This window comes from Sphingobium sp. TomMM7A (assembly GCF_055397305.1).
In genome coordinates this window covers 2,302,678-2,324,390 of the sequence record NZ_AP027311.1, presented here as the reverse complement: position 1 = coordinate 2,324,390, position 21,713 = coordinate 2,302,678, and the positions used below count along the sequence as shown (strand labels likewise).

Here is a 21,713-nt window from a genome sequence, read left to right as displayed (position 1 = left end):
TTCATTGCTGCTTGGCCTTCATTGCTGCCTCGGCGGCGCGGCGGAACAGGGTGGGCAGGCCCGCCTCCCCGATGCGGGGGAGCGGCCACCATTCGCCCTCACCCGTTGGCATGCTTTCCTCTGCCACATGGGCGACATGAACCGTCAAGGCCAGCGAGAAATGGGTGAAGACATGGACAACGGGTTCCGGCAGCGCCTTCCAGGTCGCGGCAATCGGCGGGGTGGCGTCGGGCGCCCCGCTCCAATGGGAGGAAGGAAGGGCGCGCATGCCGCCGAGCAGGCCCTTGGCCGGGCGGCGGACGAGCCAGACATGACCGTCCGCCCGCTCGATCCACCAGCTATGGCCGAGGCGGTGCGGCTTCGCCTTCTTCGCGGCCTTGACCGGAAAGGCGGCGGGATCGGCCGTGCGGAAGGCGGCGCAATCCTGCCGCAGCGGGCAGATGCCGCAGGCGGGGTTGCGAGATGTGCAGATGGTCGCGCCAAGGTCCATCATCGCCTGCGCGAAATCGCCTGCGCGGGCATCGGGCGTGATGCTGTCCGCAGCGGCGCGGATGGCTGGTCGGGCAGCGGGCAGCGGCGTGTCGATGGCGAACAGGCGGGCGACGACGCGCTCCACATTGGCATCCACCACTACCGCGCGGCGGCCGAAGGCGATGGCGGCGACGGCGGCGGCGGTATAGGCACCCACGCCGGGCAGGGCGCGCAGTCCTTCTTCATTGTCCGGGAAAACGCCGCCATGCCGATCGCTGACGGCGCGCGCGCAGGCAAGCAGGTTGCGGGCGCGGGCATAATAGCCAAGGCCCGCCCATGCCGCCATGACGTCGGCATCCTCTGCCCCAGCGAGCGCCTCCACCGACGGCCAGCGATCGGTAAACTTCGCGAAATAGGGGCCGACCGCGGCGACCGTCGTCTGCTGAAGCATGACCTCCGACAGCCAAACGCGATAGGGGTCCGCCGCGTTGGCGCCCGGCGGAGCGCGCCAAGGCAGGCGACGGGCATGGACGTCATAATGTCCGAGCAGATCTGCTGCGATTTTCATGAGGTTCCGCTCGACGTCCATGGCCGCCCTATGCCATTAAGCGGAGCATGACGGAACGGCCCGCGACACCCAAATTGAAAAGCCGTGCCCAGGCAGCGGCCGAACGGCCTCGCGTCGGCGGTCCGCGCCAGATTGCCGACCTGATGCCGCAGATCGGCGCTGCCGCTTTCCGCAAGTTCGGCTTTGTCCAGTCGAGCATCGTCACGCGCTGGGCCGAGATTGTGGGGCAGCATTACGCTGAGATTTCCGCCCCCGAATCGATCCGCTTTCCGGTAGGCAAGAAAGCAGGCGGGACGCTGCAACTGACGGTGATGAGCGGCCATGCGCCAATGATCCAGCATGTCCTGCCTGACATCATCGACCGGGTGAATCGCTTCTTTGGCTATGCCGCCGTGGCGAAGGTCGCGATGAAGCAGGGCGAGGTGCGCGGTTCCGCGCCCGAACGCCGGCCGCCGCCGCGTAATTTGAGACCGGTGCCGGTGGAGCTTGGCGATTCGCTGCGTGACATTGGCGACCCCGAATTGCGCGCCGTTCTGGAGTCTCTCGCGCAGGGGCTTGTCAATTCCAATGGTTTGCCGAAAATCAGCTGAACCGTTCAATTGCCGTACAGGGGCGGCGCTTCATTGGAAGAACGCATGACGAAATCGCGCTTGCTAATCCTTGGCCTCTTCGCATTGATCACCCTCCCCGGTACGCTGATCGCCGCGCCCGCCGTCAACTGGACGACACGGGTCGCGCTGTCGCCCATTGGGGGACATGTGATGGGCAACCCGGCCGCTCCGACGAAGCTGGTCGAATATGTGAGCTATACCTGTTCGCACTGCGCCCATTTCGTGGGTGAGGCGAGCGCGCCGCTGAAAGCGGACTATGTGAAGGGCGGCAAGGTGAGCGTGGAAGCGCGCAATGCGGTGCGGGACAAATATGACCTGACGGCGGCGCTGCTGGCGCGATGCGGCGGGCCTAAACGCTTCTTTGGCAATCATGAGGCGCTGTTTGCAAATCAGGACGCCTGGATGGAGCAGTTGCAGGCCTATGACCGTGGCGCGGCCAAACCATCCGAACAGATCGCCCTGTTGCGCGACATTGGGCGCAACACGGGCCTTTACACATTAATGGGCAAGCGCGGCTTCACGCCTGCGCAGCTTGACGCCTGCATCGCCAATCCAGCGGCGATGAAGCAGATATTGGCCATGACCGACGAGGCGTGGAACAAGGTGAAGATTGGCGGCACGCCGGGCTTCACCATCAACGGGACGCGCGTGGACGGATCGAGCTGGGCCAGCTTGCGCGACGCATTGCCCGCCGCCGCACAGTAAACTAAACCCCTGATCCTGATGCCCGAGCAACGGAGCCTGCACACAGTGAAAGCCATTACCGGACTTGCCCTTATCGCCCTCTCGCTGTCCCTTTCCGCCTGCGGGAAAAAGGACGCGGCCAGCAACTCGTCCGCAGAACCGGTCGCTGCTGTTGCTGCCCCTGCCGGGACTAGCTGGTCCGCCACAGTGACGCAGACCCCCGAAGGCGGATTCGTCATGGGCAACCCGCAGGCGAAGGTGAAGCTGATCGAATATGGGTCCTATACCTGCAGCCATTGCCGCGATTTTTCGGCGGAGGCTTCGGAGGAGATTCGCAAGATCGTGGATACCGGAAAGATGAGCTTCGAGTTCCGCAACTTCGTGCGTGATCCGATCGATATTTCCACGTCGCTGCTGGCCCGTTGCGGCGGTAAGGACGTCTTCTATCCGCTGAGCGAGCAGTTCTTCGCCAACCAGAATGCCATGTTCGAAAAGGCGCAGTCGCTGGGCGACGCCAAATATCAGGCGTTGATGAGCGCACCGCCTGCGCAGCGTTTCGGCAATCTGGCCGCCGCCGTGGGGCTGGTCGACTTCGCCAAGCAGCGTGGGATTGCCGAGGATAAGGCCAAGCAGTGCCTGGCCGATACCGCCGCCGCCGAAAAGCTGGCCAAGGGCGTCGAGGCGGCGAACAATCAATATAAGATCGAGGGCACGCCGACCTTCATCCTGAATGATGTGAAGATTGACAATGTCGCAACCTGGGCGACTTTGCAGCCCAAGCTCAAGGAAGCGGGTATCTGATTGGCTCAAGGGGGGCGGACATTTGCGATGAGTTTGCCCGCTGAAGGCGGGGCAGCATCACGCTGCCCCGGCAATTGGTCCGGCGGGTGGCCATGCAGATAAAGCGCCTCAAGCTTTCCGGTTTCAAAAGCTTCGTCGATCCGACGGAGCTGCGCATCGAGCCCGGCCTGACCGGGATTGTCGGGCCAAATGGCTGCGGCAAGTCCAACCTGCTGGAAGCGATCCGCTGGGTGATGGGCGAATCCAGCGCCAAGTCGATGCGCGGCGGCGGCATGGAAGATGTGATCTTCGCAGGCACATCCACCCGGCCGCAACGCGACTTTGCCGAAGTGTCGCTGCTGACGGTGCAGGAACAGGGCGAACTGTTCAACGCGGTCGAAGTGGGCGCGGACGGCGAACTGGAAGTTATCCGCCGGATCGAACGCGGTGCGGGGAGCGCCTACAGGGCCAATGGCCGCGACGTGCGGGCGAAGGATGTCGCGCTGGTCTTCGCCGACGCCGCCACCGGAGCGCACAGCCCGGCGCTGGTCAGTCAGGGGCGGATCGCCGCCGTCATCGCCGCGCGCCCGCAGGAACGGCGCGCGATGCTGGAGGAAGCGGCAGGGATTTCCGGGCTGCACGTCCGGCGCAAGGATGCCGAGCAGAAGTTGCGCGCGGCCGAGGCCAATCTGGTGCGGCTGGACGAGATACTGACCGACATGGAAGCGCGGGCCAGCAGCCTGCGGCGGCAGGCCAAGGCGGCCGAGCGCTATATCAAGCTGTCCGAGCAGATCAGGGTCGCCGAAGGGCGCGTGATCTTCGCCCGCTGGCGCGAGGCGGCGGCGAGTGCGGATGCCGCGCGGAAGGAAGCGGTGAAGGCCGAAAGCGCCGTCAGCACCGCGCAGGAGGCGCAGGCGGCGGCGGCGGTTCATGCCAATGCGGCAGTGGATGCGCTCGCCCGGCGGCGGGTGGCGGCACAGGCCGCGCGAGACGAGGCGAATGAGGCGGGGCATCGGCTCGCGGCGCTGAGGACTGAGCGCGATGGGGTGGTGCGGCGGCTGCATGATCTGGCGCAACAGGCCGAGCGGCTGGAAGAGGACCGGGCGCGTGAAGGCACGCTGGCCAACGACGCGGCCGAGGCGATTGCGCGGCTTTCGGCCGAGATTTCTGTTCTGAAGGAACGGACTGCCGAGACTGAGGCAATGCGGCCTGACTTTGCCGGGCGGATCGCGCGGGCGGAAGATGCTGCGCGCGATGCCGAGTTGGACCTCGCCAAGGCGATGGCGCGACAGGCGGGCGAGCAGGCTGAATTGCGCGTAGCCGAAGCAGCGTTGGCGGCGGCGCGAAGCCGCCTGGAGCGAGCGGAGCGGGAAGCCACGCGGCTGGAAACAGAAGCGGGCGCCCTGCCCGATGCGGCGCCGCTGGAGGCGAAGCGAAGCGAGGCGCTGGCCGCACAGGCGACGGCTGGATCGGATCGCGATGCCGCCGAGGCGGCGATCGGACAGGCGGAAACGGCGCGGCAGGCGGCGGCCGAGGCGCGTGCGGCGGCTGAAACGGCGGTGTCGTCTGCACGCGCGGGACTGGCAGCGCTGGATAGCGAGGCGGCGGCGCTCAAGCGGGCGGTCGAGAGCGGAAGCGGGCCCGAACGGGCGCTGGACCAGTTGAAGGCCGCTCCGGGGTTTGAGCGGGCGCTGGCCGCCGCGCTGGGCGATGACCTGGAGGCGCCGGTCGGCACGCAGGGCACGCGGCGTTGGACTGGGGCGGCGGCGCTGGAGAGCGATCCAGCCCTGCCCGCTGGATGCGCTTCGCTGGCAGATCATGTGCGCGCGCCTGCGGAACTGGCGCGGCGGCTTGCGCAGGTCGCCGTCGCCGAAACGGATGATGGACAGACGCTGGCGGTGGGGCAGCGGCTGGTGACCAAGGATGGTCAGCTGCGGCGCTGGGACGGCTATGTCGCGGCCGAGGGCGGCGCGGCGGCGGCCGAACGGCTGATCCGGCTCAATCGGCTGGAGGCGATCGCGGCGGCACGACCGGCGGCCGAAGCGGAGGTCGAGGCGGCACGCGCCGCGCAGGATAGCGCGGCTGGTGAAGAACGGGCGGCGGCCGAGGCACTGGGGGCTGCGAGGACGCACCTTGGCGCGGCCGACCAGCGGTTGCGCGCCGCGCTTCGTGCTGCCGACGAAGCGGCTACGGCGCTGGAGCGGCTTTCCGGGCGGCGTGAGGCGATCGAGGAAAGACTTGCCGAAGCACGCGCTGATATGGGCGCTGCCCGGGCCGAGCATGACAAGGTGGACGCGGCACGGGCGGCGGTGCCGGACGGGGCCGGGACGCGGACGCTGGTGGCATCGTTGTCGCAGGCGAGCGAAAAGGCGCGCATGGCTGTGAGCCAATTGCAGGCGGATCAGGCCCTGGCCGACCGCGCTTTGGCGAGCGATCGTGAACGCATGGCTGCGGCTGACGCGGAAGCCAAGGGCTGGCGCGCGCGAGCAGGCGAGGCGGCGAAGCGGATCGCCGCCATGGTGGAGCGCGGCGAAGCGATCGCATCCGAGCGCGATGGACTGGCGCAACAGCCCGACACGCTGGCGACGGCAATCGCTGCCTTGTCCGAACAGGGCGCTGGGCTGGCCGACGCAGCGGAAGCGGCACGGCGGGCGGAGAGCGAGGCCGAGGCAGCGCTGCGCGTCGCCGAGGAACGGGCCGCGCAGACAGGCGAGGCGCTGGCGCAGGCGCGCGAGCGGCGTGCGACTGCCGCCGCGCGAGCCGAGGCAGCCGAGGAGAAGCGGGTCGAGACCAACCGCTTGTCGGGCGAACGCTTTGAGTGTCCGCCCCCCGTGCTGCCCGAGAAGCTCGGCTTTGCCAGTGCCGACATAAGGATCGCGCAGAGCGAGCAGGGTGAACATGACCGCCTTGCCGCCGAGCGCGAGCGGATCGGGCCGGTCAATCTGGTGGCGGCGCAGGAGCTGGAGGAGCTGGAAACGACGCAGGCGACGAGCCGGGCCGAAAGCGAGGAGCTGAGCCAGGCGATCAACCGGCTGCGTGGGTCGATCGGCAGCCTCAATCGTGAAGGGCGGCAGCGGCTATTGGCGGCGTTCGAGGCGGTCGATGGGCATTTCCGGCGGCTGTTCACGACGTTGTTCAATGGCGGACAGGCGCATCTGGAACTGATCGACAGCGACGATCCGCTGGAGGCGGGGCTGGAGATCATGGCGCAGCCGCCGGGCAAGAAGCTGGCTGCGCTGACGCTGCTTTCGGGGGGCGAGCAGGCGCTAACCGCCGTCGCGCTGATTTTTGGCCTGTTCCTGACCAACCCGGCGCCGATCTGCGTGCTGGATGAGGTCGACGCGCCGCTGGACGATGCCAATGTCGAGCGTTTCTGCGACCTGCTCGATGTCATGGTCGGACAGACCGACACGCGATATCTGATCGTCAGCCACAATGCGGTGACGATGGCGCGCATGCACCGGCTGTTCGGCGTGACGATGGTGGAGCGCGGGGTAAGCCGCCTCGTTTCCGTCAATCTGGGCGGCGCGGAAGCATTGCTGGCGGCCGAATAGGTAAGCGGCAGCGCTTCAGCGTTTCTTGCGCATGCGGCGGAACAGGCTGCGGTCGGCAACCGGCTCGAACATCTCCTCAGGCCCTTCGGGGTCCAGCACTTCATTGTCGGCCAGCCACGCCTGCACGTCGTTGAGATTCGGCGTCACATAGGGACGCAGGGTTCGGCCGGGCTTGTCGCGCAGCTGCTCAATCGCGGCAATCAGCCCGCGCTCGGCGATGACGGCCGCCACCCGCTCGACGGGCAGGTCCAGATGTTCGGCGATCAGGTCATCACGGATGCCTAGGATGGTCGTTTCGTGCCCCGCATTGACGGGCAGTGCCCCGTCGATCGTCACGTCGCACTCGGTATCGAGCCGCATCGAGCGGTTATTCATGTTGGACGAGCCCACGCGCACGGTTCGGTCATCGACGATCATGATCTTGGCATGGACGTAAATGGGCTCACCGCGCACGGTGAAGGGATGGTAGATGCGCAGCTTCCCGTATGTGTCGCGGGCGCGCAGGGCCTCGTACAGGCGCGCGCGGGCGGTATCCATCGCCTGCTGTTCCAGCCAGCCATCGGCCTGTTCCGGATTGATGATGACGATATCCGGCCCATCGGGATCACCCAGCCGCGCGGCGATTGCCTCCGCAATGCGGCGGGAGGCGAAATACTGGCTTTCGGCATAGATGGTCCGCTTCGCCGACGCGATCTGGTTGAGATAGAGTCGCTCAATCTCTCGCAACGGCTGCTGGTCGTCCATTTCCGGCGCAGAGCGGGAAATGGCTATATCGACATTTTCGAACTGCACCGGCAGCGCGTCGGGCCAGCAATCATGCTCGCCGAAGATCGGCTCCAGATCGCCGCCGCCAGCCCCCTTCCAACGGGCGCGGGCATGGTCGCCCAGCACCATCGCGACATCGCCCTGTAAGGCCGTGGTCGCGTCATGCCATGGCCCATAGGCGGAACCGTCCGGATGGCGGCGGCCGGGATCCTCGTCCCGATGATGGCGCGTGTCCCAACGGTCGCTGGTCATGTCGATGCCGCCGCAAAAGGCGAAACAATCGTCGATCACGACGATCTTCTGATGGTGCGAAGCCGCTGGCGGGTGATGGCTGTCCAGCTTCACCTGTATGCGCTTGTGCGCCATCCATTTGACGGTGGTGAAGAGGTTGGCAGGCTGCACCATCGACTTCATCGCGCCGATGTCCCAACGCAGGAGGAAGATTTCGAGGTCAGGCTTTTGCGCGACAAGCCAGCTGATGAAGTCGCCGATGATGACCGGGGCTCCGTCCTTGACCTCATCCTCGCGGATCAGACTGATCGCCGCGTCGAAGTCCCAGCCGATGAGCATGATCCGACGCTTCGCCTTGAGCATGGCGGCGCGCGCGTGGCGAAAATAGCAATCCGCGTCGATAATGACGCTGGCTTTTGCGGCGCGGGCGATGCGCCAGCAATCCTCACCCTCTTGCGGCATGCTCATGCACTCCCCACGACGAGGCAGGCAAGAAACATCAGGAACCCCGCGAAACGGTTGGAACGGAACTTGGTGAGCGGATCGGCTCCATCCTCCTTGAGCGTTCCCACCTGCCAGAAAAGTTGAACCGCCATCGGCAGCAGCGCAGCGAGAGCAAGCCATTGCGGCCGCACCTGCCAAATAGCGGCAGCCCAGAGGGAAAGTGCAATCAGGTAGCAGAGCGTTACGCCGCCGCGCACATGACGTCCCATCGACAAGGCGCTCGACCCGATACCGATCAACGCATCATCCTCCCGGTCCTGCAATGCATAGATGGTGTCATAACCCACGACCCAGAAGATGGTGCCTGCGTAAAGGAGGAGCCCCGGCAGGGTAAGCGCCCCTGCGACCTCGCTCCAGCCGACCAGCGCCGCCCAGGAGAAAACGAGGCCAAGCCAAAGCTGCGGCCAGCCGGTGATCCGTTTCATGAAGGGATAGGCGGCGACCAGCGCGAGACTGCCGAGCGAGACGATCTGCGCATAAGGGCGCAATTGCAGGAGGACCGCGAGGCCGACGAGGCAAAGCAGGATGAGCCATGCCCAGGCGGTACGCAGGGAAAGAGCACCGCTCGCGAGCGGCCGGGCGGCGGTGCGGGCGACTTTCCGGTCAAGATCGCGATCGACGATGTCGTTGAACACGCAACCGGCGCCCCGCATCGCGATGCTGCCGAGCAACAGCCAAAGGATCAGAGGCCAGCGCTCCCCTGCCCCGCCCGCCAGAACCGCCGCCCAGGCGCCCGGCCAGAAGAGCAGCCACCAGCCGATCGGACGATCGAGCCGAGCCAGCAGCGCAAGCGCGCGGGGGATCGCGGGCAAGCGCGCGAGCAGGCCGCGGGCCTCGGTATCGGGGACTATGGTCTGACTCACCTTTTCTCCGTTCGGGCTGAGCTTGTCGAAGCCCCTTTCTTCTCTAAAGAGCAAAGAAAGCCCTTCGACATTTGGCTGAGACAAGTGGCTCAGTCAAACAGGGCGAACGGAAGAGGCGAAATGACCGCAACCCCTGCCTGGCCGCCGCAAAGCGCGCCGCGCCTGCATGTCGAAACGCAGTTGGGCGACGGCGTGGCCGTGCCGATCGATGGCAACCCGGCCCATTATCTGATCAGCGTCATGCGGGTGAAGCCCGACGACATCGTCCTGCTGTTCGACGGCAGGTCCGGCGAATGGGCCGCGCGGGTGCGGGACATGCGCAAGCGCGATCTGGTGCTGGAATGCGTCAGCCAGACCAAGGCACCGGAGCAGGTGCCAGACTTCTGGCTATGCTGCGCGCCGATCAAGAAAGGCCGCATCGACCTGATCGCGGAAAAAGCCTGCGAACTAGGTGTCGCCAAGTTGCAGCCAGTGTTGACCCGCCGGGCGGTGGTGGACAAACTCAATCTCGACCGGCTGCACGCCCATCTGGTCGAGGCGGCCGAGCAGTGCGGGCGCACCGCGCTTCCTGACCTCGGCGGCATGGTGAAGCTGGACGCGCTGCTGCGCGATTGGCCGGAGGATCGCTGGCTGTTTTTCGCCGATGAAAGCGGGGGTGAGCCTTTGAGCGAGACGCTGCGCGCGCATAAAGGCCCTGCGGCGTTCCTGATCGGACCGGAGGGCGGCTTCGACCCGGCAGAACGGGAGGCGATCCGCGCTGTGGCTAGGGCCGTGCCCGTGTCCCTTGGCCCTCGAATCCTGCGCGCGGAGACAGCGGCGATCGCCGCGACGTCGGCGTGGATGACGCTGAACGGCGACTGGCGATAGGATAGCTGTTCCAGTTGCAATCCGAAATGGGATTGCAGCCCCGGTGGACGCAACCTATTTGTCCTCCGCGCGCTGTCGATTGACGCGCAAGGGGGACAGGCTAAGGCGGGGCATGAGCACGAGAACCGACTCAGGGGGCAACGATCCCGTCATCGAAAGCCGCGACCAGCTGATCGTGGCCTTTTCCAAGGGCGCCAAGCCCAAGGACCGCTGGCGCATCGGCACCGAGCACGAGAAGTTCGTCTATTCCAGGGCGGATCATCATGCGCCGTCCTACAGCGAGCAGGGCGGCATCCACACGCTGCTGATCGGGCTGACCCGCTATGGCTGGAGCCCGGTGTTCGAGGGCGATAACATCATCGCCCTGTCGAGTGCCGAGGGGACGGTCAGCCTGGAACCGGCGGGTCAACTGGAACTGTCCGGTGCGCCGTTGGAAAATCTGCACCAGACCTGCGCGGAGACGGCGCGGCATCTGGAACAGGTCAAATATGTGGGCGACATGTTGGGTCTGGGCTTCCTGGGCCTGGGCATGTGGCCGGACAAGACTCGGGCCGAGCTGCCCGTGATGCCTAAGGGGCGCTATGACATCATGCTGCGGCACATGCCGCGCGTGGGGTCGATGGGCCTCGACATGATGCTGCGGACCTGCACCATCCAGACAAACCTCGACTATGGCAGCGAGGCGGACATGGTGCAGAAGTTCCGCGTCGGCCTGGCCCTGCAACCGCTGGCAACTGCGCTGTTCGCCAATTCGCCCTTTACCGAAGGCAAGCCCAACGGCTTCCTGTCCTATCGCAGCCATATCTGGTCGGACACCGACCCGCACCGCACGGGCATGCTGCCCTTCGTGTTCGAGGACGGCTTTGGCTATGAGCGGTACGCGGACTATGCACTCGATGTGCCGATGTACTTCGTCTATCGCGACGGCCGCTACATCGATGCGGCGGGCCTCAGCTTCCGCGACTTCCTGGACGGCAAGCTTTCCATTCTGCCCGGCGAGAAGCCGACCGAGAAGGATTGGGAAGATCATCTGTCGACCGCCTTCCCCGAAGTGCGGCTAAAGAGCTTCCTTGAAATGCGCGGGGCCGATGGCGGACGCGCCGATCGCATCACCGCCCTCCCCGCTTTCTGGGTTGGCCTGCTCTATGATCAGGGCGCGTTGGACGCAGCCTGGGATCTGGTGAAGGACTGGACCATGGAGGACCGCCAGACGTTGCGCGACACCGCGCCGAAGCTGGCGCTGGATGCGCCGTTGCCGGGCGGGCGCAAGCTGCGCGACATCGCGGCCGAAGTACTGGATATCAGCCGCAGCGGGCTGAGGGCGCGGGCGCGGCTGAACGATATCGGCGACAATGAAACCGCCTATCTGGCACCGCTGGACGAGATCGTCGCGGCTGGGCGGACGCATGCCGAAGATCTGCTCGCGCGCTATCATGGCGAATGGGCGGGCGATCTTTCGCGCGTCTACGCCGAGGAAAGCTTCTAACCTATTCCGCTGGCGTCAGGGCTGTTTGAGTCTTGCGGCGGCGGCCCGTTGCCCACGCGAACAGACGTGGCACAGGCGCGTTGCGCTCCATCCATTCGCTGTAGGCGCGATAGGCGGGATCAGTGGAGAGGTGGGCTTCTTCCGTCCGGGCTCGCCAATAATAGACGGCGTTGGTCGCCGCCAGCATCGCGCAGTTGCGCACCATGTCGGTGAGGCTTCCCGAGACCGTGAGGAAGGGTAGTGCTGAAAACCACCAGAAGAGATTCTTCGACAGATAAGCGGGGTGCCGCGTCCAGCGATAAGGCCCATGCGTCAGGATACCGCGATGGGTGAGGTTGGAGAAGCGGATGCCGAACACCACCGTCGCCCAAGCATAGATGGCGGTTAGCAGGACGAGCCAGCTGCCCAATATCCATTGCAAGGTCGTATGTCCCTGCGTCCAAACGTCCCATTCCGCGCCGCCTGCATGATAGTCGAGCGGCCCCCCCGACCCCATCAGCACGAAGGGCGGGTAGCAGATCAGCGCCGCTACCCAACCGGTCAGCAGCGGATTGGCCGAGCGTATGTGGGAATCGAGCGGCTTGCATGTCAGCAGGTAGCCGACCGTCGCCATGCAGACATCGATCATGAACATGACCGCGATCAGGAAGGCGGCAAGGTTCACCGGATTGGCGAAGGCATGATCCAACCGCCAGTCCACCACGCTGGCAAAGTTGCCCGGCACGATGGAGAGCATGAAGGCAAGGAAGAAGCCTTTGACCGCCCATGCGCGGGCATGATTGGCGACCTGCGCCATGTCGGCTGCGCCCGCTGCTCCCCCGATGATCCATTGTCCAAAGGCATGGGTGGCATCGCGGGGTTCGACCAGCCGCCGATCCAGCCAGACGACATAAGGGACAGAGAACAGCACAAGCCAAGGGGCCGCGCCCATGAACAGGTTCATGGAATAATGATAGTTTCCGCTCCAGTACCAGCGGGCCAAACAGTAGAAGATCGCGATCGCCAGCCATGTCGCCCAAAGGCCAGCGATCTTGACGAGGCTGATGTCGAGGACGGCGCGCCATGGTCGGGGAGGCGCCTGCCAGTCGATACCGGTCGATGGATTGCGATGAACCTTGTCCACCAGCAGCGACCACAAGATCATCGGCAGCCCGCAGGCGATTACCGCCGCGAAGCCCGCATTGGGGCCATTCATCCCATAATGCCGCGCCACCACCGCCCAAAGGGCAAGACCGGCCAGTCCGGCGAAGCCTACGCCATGGCTGACGGCAGAGGGTGGACAAGGATCGGTAGCGGAAGACATGCCCGGCTTATGCCGGGAAATGGTAATCAAGCCGTGAAGCCGCCTCAGGCGCCGCCCAGAACATTGATGGTGAAGGCCAGAATGCCAAGGTTGAACAGGAACGCCGCGAGGCAATGCGCGGTCACCACCTGACGCATGGATGTGCCGGTCACCGTGACATCGGACGTCTGGAAGGTCATGCCGAGGGTGAAGGCGAAATAGAGAAAATCGCTGTATCCTGGCTCCTTCGTGCCGGGGAAGTCGACGCCCTGCTGATCCTTCCCGCGCTGATCGGCGAGGTAGAAGAGATGCGCATAATGCATCGCATAGACGAGGTTGGAAAAGAGCCAGGCAAGCGCCAGCGTCACAAGCAACAGCGCGACAGCGGCTGCATTGGGGCCGCCATGCTGGCTGACGGCTGCTCCCACCGCGACCAGCACCACCAGCGAGACAATGCCCGTCAGGAGCAGCATCAGGCGGCGATTGGCATCATTTTCCTGCGCTGTGCGGCGCATGCTGTCAGGATCGGCTTTCAGAAGCGGCGCGGCTGCGGCGATGAACGCAAGAGCGGCACAATCGAACCCCGCCATCACCGCCTGATGCCAGGGCATCACCCAGCCGAACGGCAGGGCAGTCGCCAGCAGCACCAGGAACATGCCGTAACGCCAGGGAAAAACCCGGGACCGGGAGGAAGAAGACTTCATCCGTCCAGAAAGCCGCAAAATGACGGGGCTGGCAAGCGGCGTCAGAGCACCGCCGCCACCAGACCCAGCGCCGCGGCTTCATTCGCTTCGAGATACCAGTTTTCCGGTGCCCGCTTCAGCACTTCGTCAAGCGAGATGCTGGAGCCCAGGATCAGGTTGGAAAAGCCTTCGTTCTGGATGGCGATCGACGCCTCTATTTCGTTCAAAGCGGCCCTTAGCGGTGCGATGCAGGTGGACAGCGGCCCCTGCAAGTGGATCTCCTTGGTGATGAGCCGTTCATGGATCATCACCCGCGTGCCACGCGTGAGGTAGCGGTTCTCCTTGGCGAAAAAGCCCATGAAGGTCGCGCCAGCCGAATAGACGGCGGTCTTTCCCAGAAACACCAGCCGCCGCGCGGCGCTGAGTTCCGAATGGAAGCGTATATCCTCGCCCATTATCCGGGCGATTTCGGGATCGCCGCCAAGCGTCGAAATTTCTGTCACCACCAGCCCCTCGGAGGGCGCCGCTGCCAGCGCGTCCTTGAAGTAGAGATACATGGACTGATCGACGGGACCGGAGAGGCGGATGGCGGGACAGGCGAAGTCCTGGGGCGAGAGCAAGGGCGCTTGCATCGACATCAATGGGTTCCTGATAGACTAGGGATCGGGCTGCACTACGTCCGGCGCGGGAATTGGTGCCAAGGCAGGCGCGCTTTTGACTGGCGCTGCGCTCAAGAGGCTGTAAAGAACAGATCATGACCAAAGGGTGCGGGGCATGATCGCGAAACTCAAAGGGCGGCTGGATAGCACGGGCACCGACCATGCGATCATCGACGTGGGGGGCGTGGGCTATCTCGTCGGCGCATCGTCGCGCACCTTGTCGGCGCTGGGGCCGGTAGGCGAAGCGGTGACGGTGCATACCGAAATGCTGGTGTCGGACGATTCGATTAGGCTGGTCGGCTTTGCGCGGGGAGAAGAGCGCGACTGGTTCCGCCTGCTGATCGGCGTTCAGGGCGTGGGATCGCGCGTGGCGCTGGCGATCTTGTCGGCGCTCGAACCGGCCGAACTGCATCGCGCGGTGGCGACCGGGGACAAGGCGATGGTGGCGCGCGCCAATGGCGTGGGGCCGAAGCTGGCGCTGCGGATCGTCAACGAATTGAAGGACAAGATCGGCGCGGCGCCGGGCGCTGGCGGCGTGTTGGGCGCGGGCATCGCGCCTGTAATGGCCGGAGGACTGGGAGCGGATGCGATTTCCGCCCTTCAGAATCTCGGCTTCAAGCCTGCCGAGGCGAGCAGCGCGGTTGCTGCTGCGGAGGAAGAGCTGGGCGATAGCGCGACGCTGGATGCGCTGGTCCGACTGGCGCTGCGGAAGGCGGCCAAGTGAGCGAGGAACGGTTGATCGCCTCCACGCGCCGGGCGGAGGATGTGGATGCTGCCCTGCGGCCCAAATCCCTGACCGAGTTCATCGGGCAAGAGGCTGCGCGCGGCAATTTGCGGGTCTTTATCGAAGCGGCGAAGCAGCGTGGCGATGCGCTGGACCATGTGCTGTTCTTTGGCCCGCCGGGGCTGGGCAAAACAACGCTGGCGCAGATCGTGGCGAAGGAAATGGGCGTCGGCTTCCGCGCGACGTCAGGGCCGGTGATCGCCAAATCGGGCGATCTGGCGGCACTGCTGACCAATCTGGATGAGGGCGACGTGCTGTTCGTGGATGAGATTCACAGGCTCAACCCGGCGGTGGAAGAGGTGCTTTATCCGGCGATGGAGGACCGGGCGCTTGACCTGATGATCGGCGAGGGTCCGTCTGCCCGGTCGGTGCGTATAGACCTGCCCCGCTTCACCCTGGTCGGCGCAACGACGCGGCAGGGCCTGCTGACGACGCCGCTGCGAGATCGCTTCGGCATTCCGGTGCGGCTGCAATTCTATACCGTCGAGGAACTGGAGCTGGTGGTGCGGCGCGCGGCGCGGTTGCTGGACCTTCGTATCACGTCCGACGGGGCGATCGAGATTGCCCGGCGGTCGCGCGGAACGCCTCGCATCGCGGGGCGGCTGCTGCGGCGGGTGCGCGACTTTGCGAATGTCGCGGGCGTCGAAGCAGTGGATGCCAAGGCGGCGGACGCGGCGCTGAGGCGGCTGGAGGTCGATCAGCTGGGCCTCGACCTGATGGACCGGCGCTATTTGATGATGATCGCCGACATCTATCGGGGTGGTCCGGTCGGGGTCGAGACACTAGCGGCCGGTTTGTCGGAGCCGCGCGACACGATCGAAGAAGTGATCGAACCCTATCTGATCCAGCTTGGCCTGATCGCTCGCACGGCGCGGGGCCGCTGCCTGAATGGGCCGGGATGGAAGCATCTGGGGCTTAATCCGCCCGCCGGATTGCAGGACGGGCTATTCGACTGAAAAATGCGTGACCGCTACGGCAAGGCGCGGCTATAGCGTCGGCAAGGAGCGGATGCGCGCATCGGACGCGCTCTTGAATCAAGGAGTTGCGCTGCTTTGCGGGCGATCGAACAGTATCCCAATCTGGTGACCATGTTCTTCGCCCGGGCGAAGGAAATGGGCGACCTTCCCTTCCTGTGGCGCAAGACGGTCGGCGGCTGGCAATCGCTCAGCTGGACCGAGGTGGCCTTGCAGGTGGCGGGACTTGCCGCCGCGCTCAAGGCGCAAGGGCTGAAGCCGGGCGACCCGGTCATGTTGGTGAGTGAGAACCGCCCCGAATTCTGCATCGCCGACCTTGCCATCATGGCGGCGGGATGCGTGACGGTGCCGACTTACACCACCAACACCACGCGCGATCATCAGCATATCCTGACGGACAGCGGCGCCCGCGCGGTGATCGTGTCGACGGCCAAGCTGGCGCAGACGCTGATGCCCGCCGTGTTGCGATCGCAAGCAAGTTTCATCATCGGAATGGAGCCGCTCCGGGGCGCGCAGGGCGATCTGTCCTGTCATCTGTGGGCCGACATGGTCGCGTCCCGCATCGCTGATCCCGACGCCTGCGCCGCCGAACAGACGGCCGGACGGGATGACCTCGCCTGCATCATCTATACCAGCGGCACAGGTGGTGCGCCACGCGGCGTCATGCAGCATCACGGCGCGATACTGTGCAATATCGAAGGCGCGGGCAGGCTGGTCGCGGAGGATTTCGGCTGGGGGGATGAAGTTTTCCTGTCCTTCCTGCCGCTCAGCCACGCCTATGAACATAGCGGCGGCCAGTTTCTGCCAATCATGCTGGGCGGGCAGATCTATTATGCGGAAGGGCTGGAAAAGCTCGCCAGCAACATAGAGGAAGCGCGCCCGACGATCATGGTCGTCGTGCCCCGCCTGTTCGAGGTGCTGCGCGCCCGGATCATCAAGTCGATCGAGAAGCAGGGCAAGTTCCCCGCCTGGCTGCTGGCGCAAGCGCTGCGGATCGCCGCGAAGGAGCAGAACGGTAACACATCGATCGCCGACCTGCCGATCAAGCTGCTGCTGAACCGGACGCTGAAGCCCAAGATCGCCAAGCGCTTTGGCGGGCGGATGAAGGCACTGGTATCGGGCGGCGCGCCGCTCAATCCGGATGTCGGCCTGTTTTTCGACGCGATGGGGCTGACGCTGTTGCAGGGCTATGGTCAGACGGAGGCGGGGCCAGTGGTCAGCTGCAACCGGCCGCGCGCGGGTATCGCGATGGACACGGTCGGCCCGCCGCTCGACGGGGTGGAGGTCAGGATCGCCGAGGATGGCGAAATATTGGTGCGCGGCGAACTGGTGATGCAGGGCTATTGGCGCAATGCCGCCGAAACCGAAAAGGCGCTGAAGGACGGGTGGCTGCACACCGGAGACATTGGCGAGATCGACGCCAAGGGGCGCATCCGCATCACCGATCGCAAGAAGGACCTGATCGTCAATGACAAGGGCGACAATGTGTCGCCGCAGAAGGTCGAGGGCATGTTGACGCTACAGCCGGAGATCGGTCAGGCCATGGTCTATGGCGACCGGCGTCCGCATCTGGTCGGGCTGCTGGTGCCCGATGCCGAGTGGACGCGCGAATGGGCGGCGGCGCACGGCCTTGACGCGGACGACACCGCATCCAACGCCGCCTATCAGGCAGCATTAAGGGCGGCGGTCGATCGGGTGAATGAAGACCTGTCCGTCACCGAACGGGTCCGGCGCATCATCTTGGCCGACGAACCCTTCACCATCGAAAATGGCGAGATGACGCCATCGATGAAGATCCGCCGCCATATCATCAAGGCGCGCTATCAGGAACGGTTGGACGCGCTCTACAAGGGCTGACCGTCAGCGGCCGGGGGTGCGATAGGGCGTGAATGACCCCAGCGCGCAACCGCCGGTGATCGACCCGGTGACCAGATCGGCGCTCCGCGCGAGATCGCCCCGGCAATATTGCGAGCCTGTCGGCTTGATGATGAGGGTATCGCCCCTCCCCAACCCGGTGCAACTACCGATCAGGTCGTTGCGATAGATCAGCCGCCCACTCACCCGGTACAGCAGCACGCTTTCACTGACAGCGGTGAGGCTGGAGCCCGGATAGCGGCTCACGCAGTTGACTGGCTCGCCCGCGACTTTGCCTTCCAGTGCGGCCTCAAGCCGGGCCGCTTGTTTCTCCGTAAGGCGCGGGGGCTCGCTACCGCCTGCGCACGCTGCCAGCATCAGTGGCACCAGACATATCGATGCACGCATGGCAATCCTCCTGCACATGTCTCCATGAATGGAGACGTCGGCGTAACGCCCGAACCGTCAGGCGGTATCCTTGGCCTTGCGGCGGCGTGCCAGCTCATCCGCGTCGCTGGCGCGCATGAAGATATTAGTCGCGCGCTCCAGCCCTATGGTCGTGGGCACGGTAGCCTCGCCGCGTGCGCGGGCGGCATCGACCTGCACCATGCGATCGGCGAGTGCTTCATTGTCCGGCTCGATCGTCAGGCCAAAACGGCCATTCCCCTGCGTATATTCATGGGCGCAATAGACCATCGTTTCGTCTGGCAACGCTGCGAGGCGGGTCATGTTGGTGAACATCTGATCCGCCGTCCCTTCGAACAGCCGCCCGCAGCCCATGGCGAACAACGTGTCGCCGACAAAGATGATGTGATCGGCGGCCAGATGATAGGCGATATGCCCCGCCGTATGGGCAGGCACCTCCATCACTGTGGCAACATGATCGCCGATGCGAACCTCATCCCCTTCCCCCACTTCGCGGTCGAGCGTGCCGATCTTGGCCGCCTCTGCGGTCGGCCCGGTGATCCGGCAGCCGGTCGCCGCCTTGATCGCCGCGTTGCCGCCCACATGATCGCCATGCCAATGCGTGTTCCAGATCTGGCTGATGGTCCAGCCCCGCTCGGCCGCCGCCGCCAGCACAGGGTCCGCCACCGCCGGGTCGACCACCACGGTCTCGCCACTGGCATCATCATGCAGCAGCCAGACATAATTATCGGACAGCACCGGGATTCGGACAACGCTCAGCATCGGCTTACCAGACGCCGGTATTGGGCATCGACGCCCAAGGTTCGGCAGGATCGAGATATCCGTCCTGCAACAATTCTATCGAGATATTATCGGGCGTGCGGACAAAGGCCATGTGGCCGTCGCGTGGCGGGCGATTGATGGTGACGCCTGCATCCATCAGCCGCTGACACACCGCGTAGATATTATCGACGCGATAGGCGAGATGGCCGAAATTCCGGCCCTCGCCATAGCTTTCCGCTGGCCTGCCGTCTTCCGGTGGCCAGTTGTAGGTCAGCTCCACCTGAGCATCCTCATCGCCCGGCGCGGCTAGGAAAACGAGGGTGTAGCGTCCATTTTCATTGTCGAAGCGTTTCTGCTCCTCCAGCCCCAACAGCTTGAAGAAGGCGACCGTGCGGTCAACGTCAGTCACGCGGATCATGGTATGCAGATATTTGGTCAAGCGGTCGCTCCGTTCGTCGCCATCAAGCAACGGTTCATCTCGGCAATGGCAGGAATGATCCCAAGATAGGGCGGCGCAGGCGTGGATGGAAGAGGAGACGCGAATGGCAATCGAGTATCGCGACAAGGTGCTGCTGGGCTGTGCCGGGTTGCTGGCGCTGGGGCTGGTCAGCGGCGGCTATCTGCTGGGCGACGGGCTGAAGCGCGCGAAAGCAGCGGACCGATCCGTCACAGTGAGGGGCCTAGCGGAACGCAATGTCACGGCCGACCTTGCAACCTGGTCGATCAGTTACGCCGCGACCGGCTTCGACCTGCCCGCCGTGCGCGCCGAGATCGACAATAATACGCGGGAGTTGAAGGCCTATTTTACGAGCCTTGGCTTCAAGCCAGAGGCGCTGACGCCCACGGGTGCGGGCGTGAATCAATATATCAACAACGGCGTCAACACGATCACCATCACCCAGCGCATGTTGTTACGCACGACCGACATCGCACGCGCCCAGAAAGCAGTCGCGCAGCAGTTCGATCTGGTCCGTCGGGGCGTCACGCTGCAGGAAGGCTCCGGCATGCGCTACAGCTTCACAAAGCTCAACGACGTCAAGCCCCCCATGGTGGCCGCCGCGACCCGCGATGCCCGCGCCGCAGCCGAGCAATTCGCACGCGACAGCGGCGCGAGCGTCGGGGCCATCAAGAGCGCCACTCAGGGCTATTTTTCCATCGATCCACGCGATGGAGAGGCCGACGGATCGAGCGACACGCCTTACAAGAAGGTCCGCGTCGTCACGACCGTCGACTTCTACCTTAAATAGGCGGGTTCAGGCAGGCGGTAGCCGGGTGAGATTATCGGCGGCCGCCTTGCCTGCGGGCGACTGCGGCGCGAGCTTGACTGCTCTTTGCCAGGCCGATCGGGCGATGTCGGCATGATCGGTCAGGACAGCGATATTGCCCTCCTCCAAAGCCACGGACGCGTCATCGGGAGAAAGCTGCACCGCCCGCGCGATATGCGCCTGCGCCAGCTTCAACTCCCCCGCGCGGCGGGCGAGCGTGGCCGAGAGCAGCCACGCCAGCGGGTCCTGCGGCACCTGCGCCAGCGCCACATCGAGCGATTCGCGTGCTTCCTTGACCTCACCCAGCGCGACGAGGGCGCGGGCGCGATCAAGATGCGTTTCCCCCTTTTCCACGCCATCGGGCAGGCCGCGCGCCAGTGCCGCGTCGAAGCTAGTGCGCGCCTTGGCGGGATCGCCCGCCGCCAGCGCGGCATTGCCGGCCTGCGCCCATAAGCGCGCGCTCTGCGCCATTTCACCGCTGCGCTCAGCCTCATCAGCAGCCTGCTCGAAAGACACGATGGCGGGCGCCCACCGCTCCGCCCGGGCATAGGCGAAACCCATGCAATGGCGCGCGTAGAAGCTGCCCCCTTCCAGCCGCCATTTCTGCGCGAACGCGACGCCCGGCTCAGGCGATTGAAGCGCCTCGTCGAGACAGGCCTGGAAAGGCTTGGCATATTTTTCCGGAACGGGAATGCGACCGTCAGCAGCGGGGCTTGGTGCGGGCGCCTGCGCCTCCTTCTTGGGCCGGTTCATCACCGCCTCAATTTCCGGATCATAGGCTTGCGGCGTCAAAAGCAGCAACGGAAGGATAAAGCTCATCGAAGATTGTCCAAAAGACTGCCGAGAGTGTGGATCAGCAATGCAATGTCGCCATCGCGCGACAGACGGTGGTCGCCATCCTTAATCAGCAGCGTCTGCACATCATATGAATGCAGGCGCTGGGCTAGCCGCAGCGCGGTCTGCCAAGGGACGTCGCGGTCCTCCTGCCCTTGAATCAGCCGCACAGGGCAATCGATGGCGACAGGACCGTTCAGCAAGCGAAGCGCCTGCCCCGACTGCCAGAAGGCAAGCGTCGTCACCAGCGGCTGATCGCCATAGGGCGTGGGTTCGGTCAGCCGCCCCTGGGTGGCCAGCAAAGCCTTGTCTGCGTCGCTAAAGCCCCATTCGGTGAAATCCGGCGCGGCCGCGATGCCGACCAGCCCGACAACGCGGTCAGGGCGAGCCAGCGCGATGAGCAGGGCAATCCAGCCGCCCATGGACGACCCCACCAGCAGCAACGGCCCGTCCGTCAGGGCGTCGATCAACAGCAGCGCATCGTCGCGCCAGCTGGCGAGCGTGCCATCCTCAAAGCGGCCTTCGCTAGCGCCGTTGCCGCCATAGTCGAGCCGCAACATCGCCCTTCCGGTCTCCGCCGCCCAGGCGTCGATCGCCACCGCCTTGCCGCCCTCCATGTCGGACATGTAGCCCGGCAGAAAGACGATGGTCGGCCCCGCGCCCGCACGATACCGATATGCGAGCCGGACCCCATCGGGACGGGCGAACAGCGCCAGCGGCGCGGCTTGGAAGGGGGCTATCGGCTGTCTCCACTGGCGATCAATGCGTCCTGCCTGATGCAATAGACGCTGACGCGCAGAAAACCA

The 21,713-nt window shown here is 65.0% G+C and carries 21 protein-coding genes; 10 read left to right on the top strand and 11 right to left on the bottom strand.

What is annotated here, in order from left to right; translation table 11 throughout:
• Position 1: 1 nt before the first annotated feature.
• Positions 2–1,060 carry an A/G-specific adenine glycosylase gene (gene mutY / locus ACZ5ZH_RS11600; protein WP_464771603.1) on the bottom strand — a complete coding sequence of 353 codons (1,059 nt, stop codon included), beginning with the start codon at positions 1,058–1,060 and terminating at the stop codon, positions 2–4.
• Between the two features lie 26 nt (positions 1,061–1,086).
• Here mutY and ACZ5ZH_RS11595 point away from each other — a divergent pair, with 26 nt between their 5' ends.
• The 4 genes from ACZ5ZH_RS11595 (at position 1,087) to smc (ending at position 6,668) form a co-directional block, all read left to right on the top strand.
• The gene (locus ACZ5ZH_RS11595; RefSeq protein ID WP_449470651.1) at positions 1,087–1,629 is read left to right on the top strand and encodes a DUF721 domain-containing protein; all 543 of its coding nucleotides are present in this window, start codon (positions 1,087–1,089) and stop codon (positions 1,627–1,629) included.
• A 45-nt stretch (positions 1,630–1,674) separates the two neighbouring features.
• Entirely contained in the window at positions 1,675–2,355 is a 681-nt protein-coding gene (locus tag ACZ5ZH_RS11590) for a thioredoxin domain-containing protein (protein WP_449470650.1), read from the top strand.
• A 45-nt stretch (positions 2,356–2,400) separates the two neighbouring features.
• A complete protein-coding gene (locus ACZ5ZH_RS11585) occupies positions 2,401–3,135 on the top strand; it encodes a thioredoxin domain-containing protein (protein ID WP_449470648.1) in 735 nt (244 codons plus the stop codon).
• A gap of 92 nt (positions 3,136–3,227) precedes the next feature.
• On the top strand, positions 3,228–6,668 hold the full coding sequence (gene smc / locus ACZ5ZH_RS11580; protein WP_464771602.1) for a chromosome segregation protein SMC: 3,441 nt from the start codon (positions 3,228–3,230) through the stop codon (positions 6,666–6,668).
• Between the two features lie 15 nt (positions 6,669–6,683).
• Here the strand turns inward: smc and ACZ5ZH_RS11575 are convergent, their stop codons facing one another.
• Positions 6,684–8,132, bottom strand: coding sequence for a phospholipase D-like domain-containing protein (locus ACZ5ZH_RS11575; protein ID WP_449470645.1), 1,449 nt, complete (start codon positions 8,130–8,132; stop codon positions 6,684–6,686).
• The gene (gene ubiA / locus ACZ5ZH_RS11570) at positions 8,129–9,031 is read right to left on the bottom strand and encodes a 4-hydroxybenzoate octaprenyltransferase (protein WP_464771601.1); all 903 of its coding nucleotides are present in this window, start codon (positions 9,029–9,031) and stop codon (positions 8,129–8,131) included. The genes ACZ5ZH_RS11575 and ubiA overlap by 4 nt, the downstream gene beginning before the upstream one ends.
• 120 nt (positions 9,032–9,151) lie before the next feature.
• On the opposite strand from ubiA, the gene ACZ5ZH_RS11565 reads away from it, so the two are divergent.
• Together ACZ5ZH_RS11565 and ACZ5ZH_RS11560 are read left to right on the top strand one after the other, a co-directional pair.
• Complete coding sequence (locus tag ACZ5ZH_RS11565; protein ID WP_460987097.1) at positions 9,152–9,898, top strand: 16S rRNA (uracil(1498)-N(3))-methyltransferase; 747 nt, start codon at positions 9,152–9,154, stop codon at positions 9,896–9,898.
• Positions 9,899–10,010: 112 nt separating this feature from the next.
• A complete protein-coding gene (locus ACZ5ZH_RS11560; protein WP_460987096.1) occupies positions 10,011–11,384 on the top strand; it encodes a glutamate--cysteine ligase in 1,374 nt (457 codons plus the stop codon).
• 1 nt (position 11,385) lies between these two features.
• On the opposite strand, the gene ACZ5ZH_RS11555 is transcribed toward ACZ5ZH_RS11560, so the two are convergent.
• From ACZ5ZH_RS11555 to ACZ5ZH_RS11545, 3 genes are read right to left on the bottom strand one after another with little or no spacing between them, the layout of a single operon-like run.
• On the bottom strand, positions 11,386–12,687 hold the full coding sequence (locus ACZ5ZH_RS11555) for a methyltransferase family protein (RefSeq protein WP_460988138.1): 1,302 nt from the start codon (positions 12,685–12,687) through the stop codon (positions 11,386–11,388).
• A gap of 44 nt (positions 12,688–12,731) precedes the next feature.
• Positions 12,732–13,370 (bottom strand): DUF1345 domain-containing protein, encoded by a 639-nt coding sequence (locus ACZ5ZH_RS11550; protein ID WP_460987095.1) that lies wholly within the window; start codon positions 13,368–13,370, stop codon positions 12,732–12,734.
• Between the two features lie 41 nt (positions 13,371–13,411).
• Positions 13,412–13,987, bottom strand: coding sequence for a peptidase S14 (locus ACZ5ZH_RS11545; protein ID WP_464771600.1), 576 nt, complete (start codon positions 13,985–13,987; stop codon positions 13,412–13,414).
• Positions 13,988–14,123: 136 nt separating this feature from the next.
• Here ACZ5ZH_RS11545 and ruvA point away from each other — a divergent pair, with 136 nt between their 5' ends.
• The 3 genes from ruvA to ACZ5ZH_RS11530 all read left to right on the top strand — a co-directional run bounded on the left by ruvA (position 14,124) and on the right by ACZ5ZH_RS11530 (position 17,623).
• Positions 14,124–14,732 (top strand): Holliday junction branch migration protein RuvA, encoded by a 609-nt coding sequence (gene ruvA, locus ACZ5ZH_RS11540; RefSeq protein ID WP_460987093.1) that lies wholly within the window; start codon positions 14,124–14,126, stop codon positions 14,730–14,732.
• Positions 14,729–15,748 carry a Holliday junction branch migration DNA helicase RuvB gene (ruvB, locus tag ACZ5ZH_RS11535; RefSeq protein ID WP_460987092.1) on the top strand — a complete coding sequence of 340 codons (1,020 nt, stop codon included), beginning with the start codon at positions 14,729–14,731 and terminating at the stop codon, positions 15,746–15,748. Before ruvA ends, ruvB begins: the two co-directional genes overlap by 4 nt.
• 132 nt (positions 15,749–15,880) lie before the next feature.
• The gene (locus ACZ5ZH_RS11530) at positions 15,881–17,623 is read left to right on the top strand and encodes an AMP-dependent synthetase/ligase (protein WP_460988137.1); all 1,743 of its coding nucleotides are present in this window, start codon (positions 15,881–15,883) and stop codon (positions 17,621–17,623) included.
• 3 nt (positions 17,624–17,626) lie between these two features.
• Here ACZ5ZH_RS11530 and ACZ5ZH_RS11525 read toward each other — a convergent pair whose 3' ends face one another.
• The 3 genes from ACZ5ZH_RS11525 to ACZ5ZH_RS11515 are packed head-to-tail and all read right to left on the bottom strand — an operon-like array spanning position 17,627 to position 19,247.
• Positions 17,627–18,028: a hypothetical protein gene (locus ACZ5ZH_RS11525; RefSeq protein WP_449470635.1), complete on the bottom strand. Its 402-nt coding sequence runs from the start codon at positions 18,026–18,028 to the stop codon at positions 17,627–17,629.
• Positions 18,029–18,085: 57 nt separating this feature from the next.
• A complete protein-coding gene (gene gloB / locus ACZ5ZH_RS11520) occupies positions 18,086–18,808 on the bottom strand; it encodes a hydroxyacylglutathione hydrolase (RefSeq protein ID WP_460987091.1) in 723 nt (240 codons plus the stop codon).
• A 4-nt stretch (positions 18,809–18,812) separates the two neighbouring features.
• Positions 18,813–19,247 carry a VOC family protein gene (locus ACZ5ZH_RS11515; protein ID WP_449470631.1) on the bottom strand — a complete coding sequence of 145 codons (435 nt, stop codon included), beginning with the start codon at positions 19,245–19,247 and terminating at the stop codon, positions 18,813–18,815.
• A gap of 103 nt (positions 19,248–19,350) precedes the next feature.
• Between ACZ5ZH_RS11515 and ACZ5ZH_RS11510 the strand changes: the two genes are divergently transcribed.
• Positions 19,351–20,055, top strand: coding sequence for an SIMPL domain-containing protein (locus ACZ5ZH_RS11510; RefSeq protein WP_464771599.1), 705 nt, complete (start codon positions 19,351–19,353; stop codon positions 20,053–20,055).
• A 6-nt stretch (positions 20,056–20,061) separates the two neighbouring features.
• Here the strand turns inward: ACZ5ZH_RS11510 and ACZ5ZH_RS11505 are convergent, their stop codons facing one another.
• Positions 20,062–20,892 carry a tetratricopeptide repeat protein gene (locus ACZ5ZH_RS11505; protein WP_464771598.1) on the bottom strand — a complete coding sequence of 277 codons (831 nt, stop codon included), beginning with the start codon at positions 20,890–20,892 and terminating at the stop codon, positions 20,062–20,064.
• Entirely contained in the window at positions 20,889–21,647 is a 759-nt protein-coding gene (locus ACZ5ZH_RS11500) for an alpha/beta fold hydrolase (protein ID WP_464772645.1), read from the bottom strand. Before ACZ5ZH_RS11500 ends, ACZ5ZH_RS11505 begins: the two co-directional genes overlap by 4 nt.
• Between the last annotated feature and the right edge of the window lie 66 nt (positions 21,648–21,713).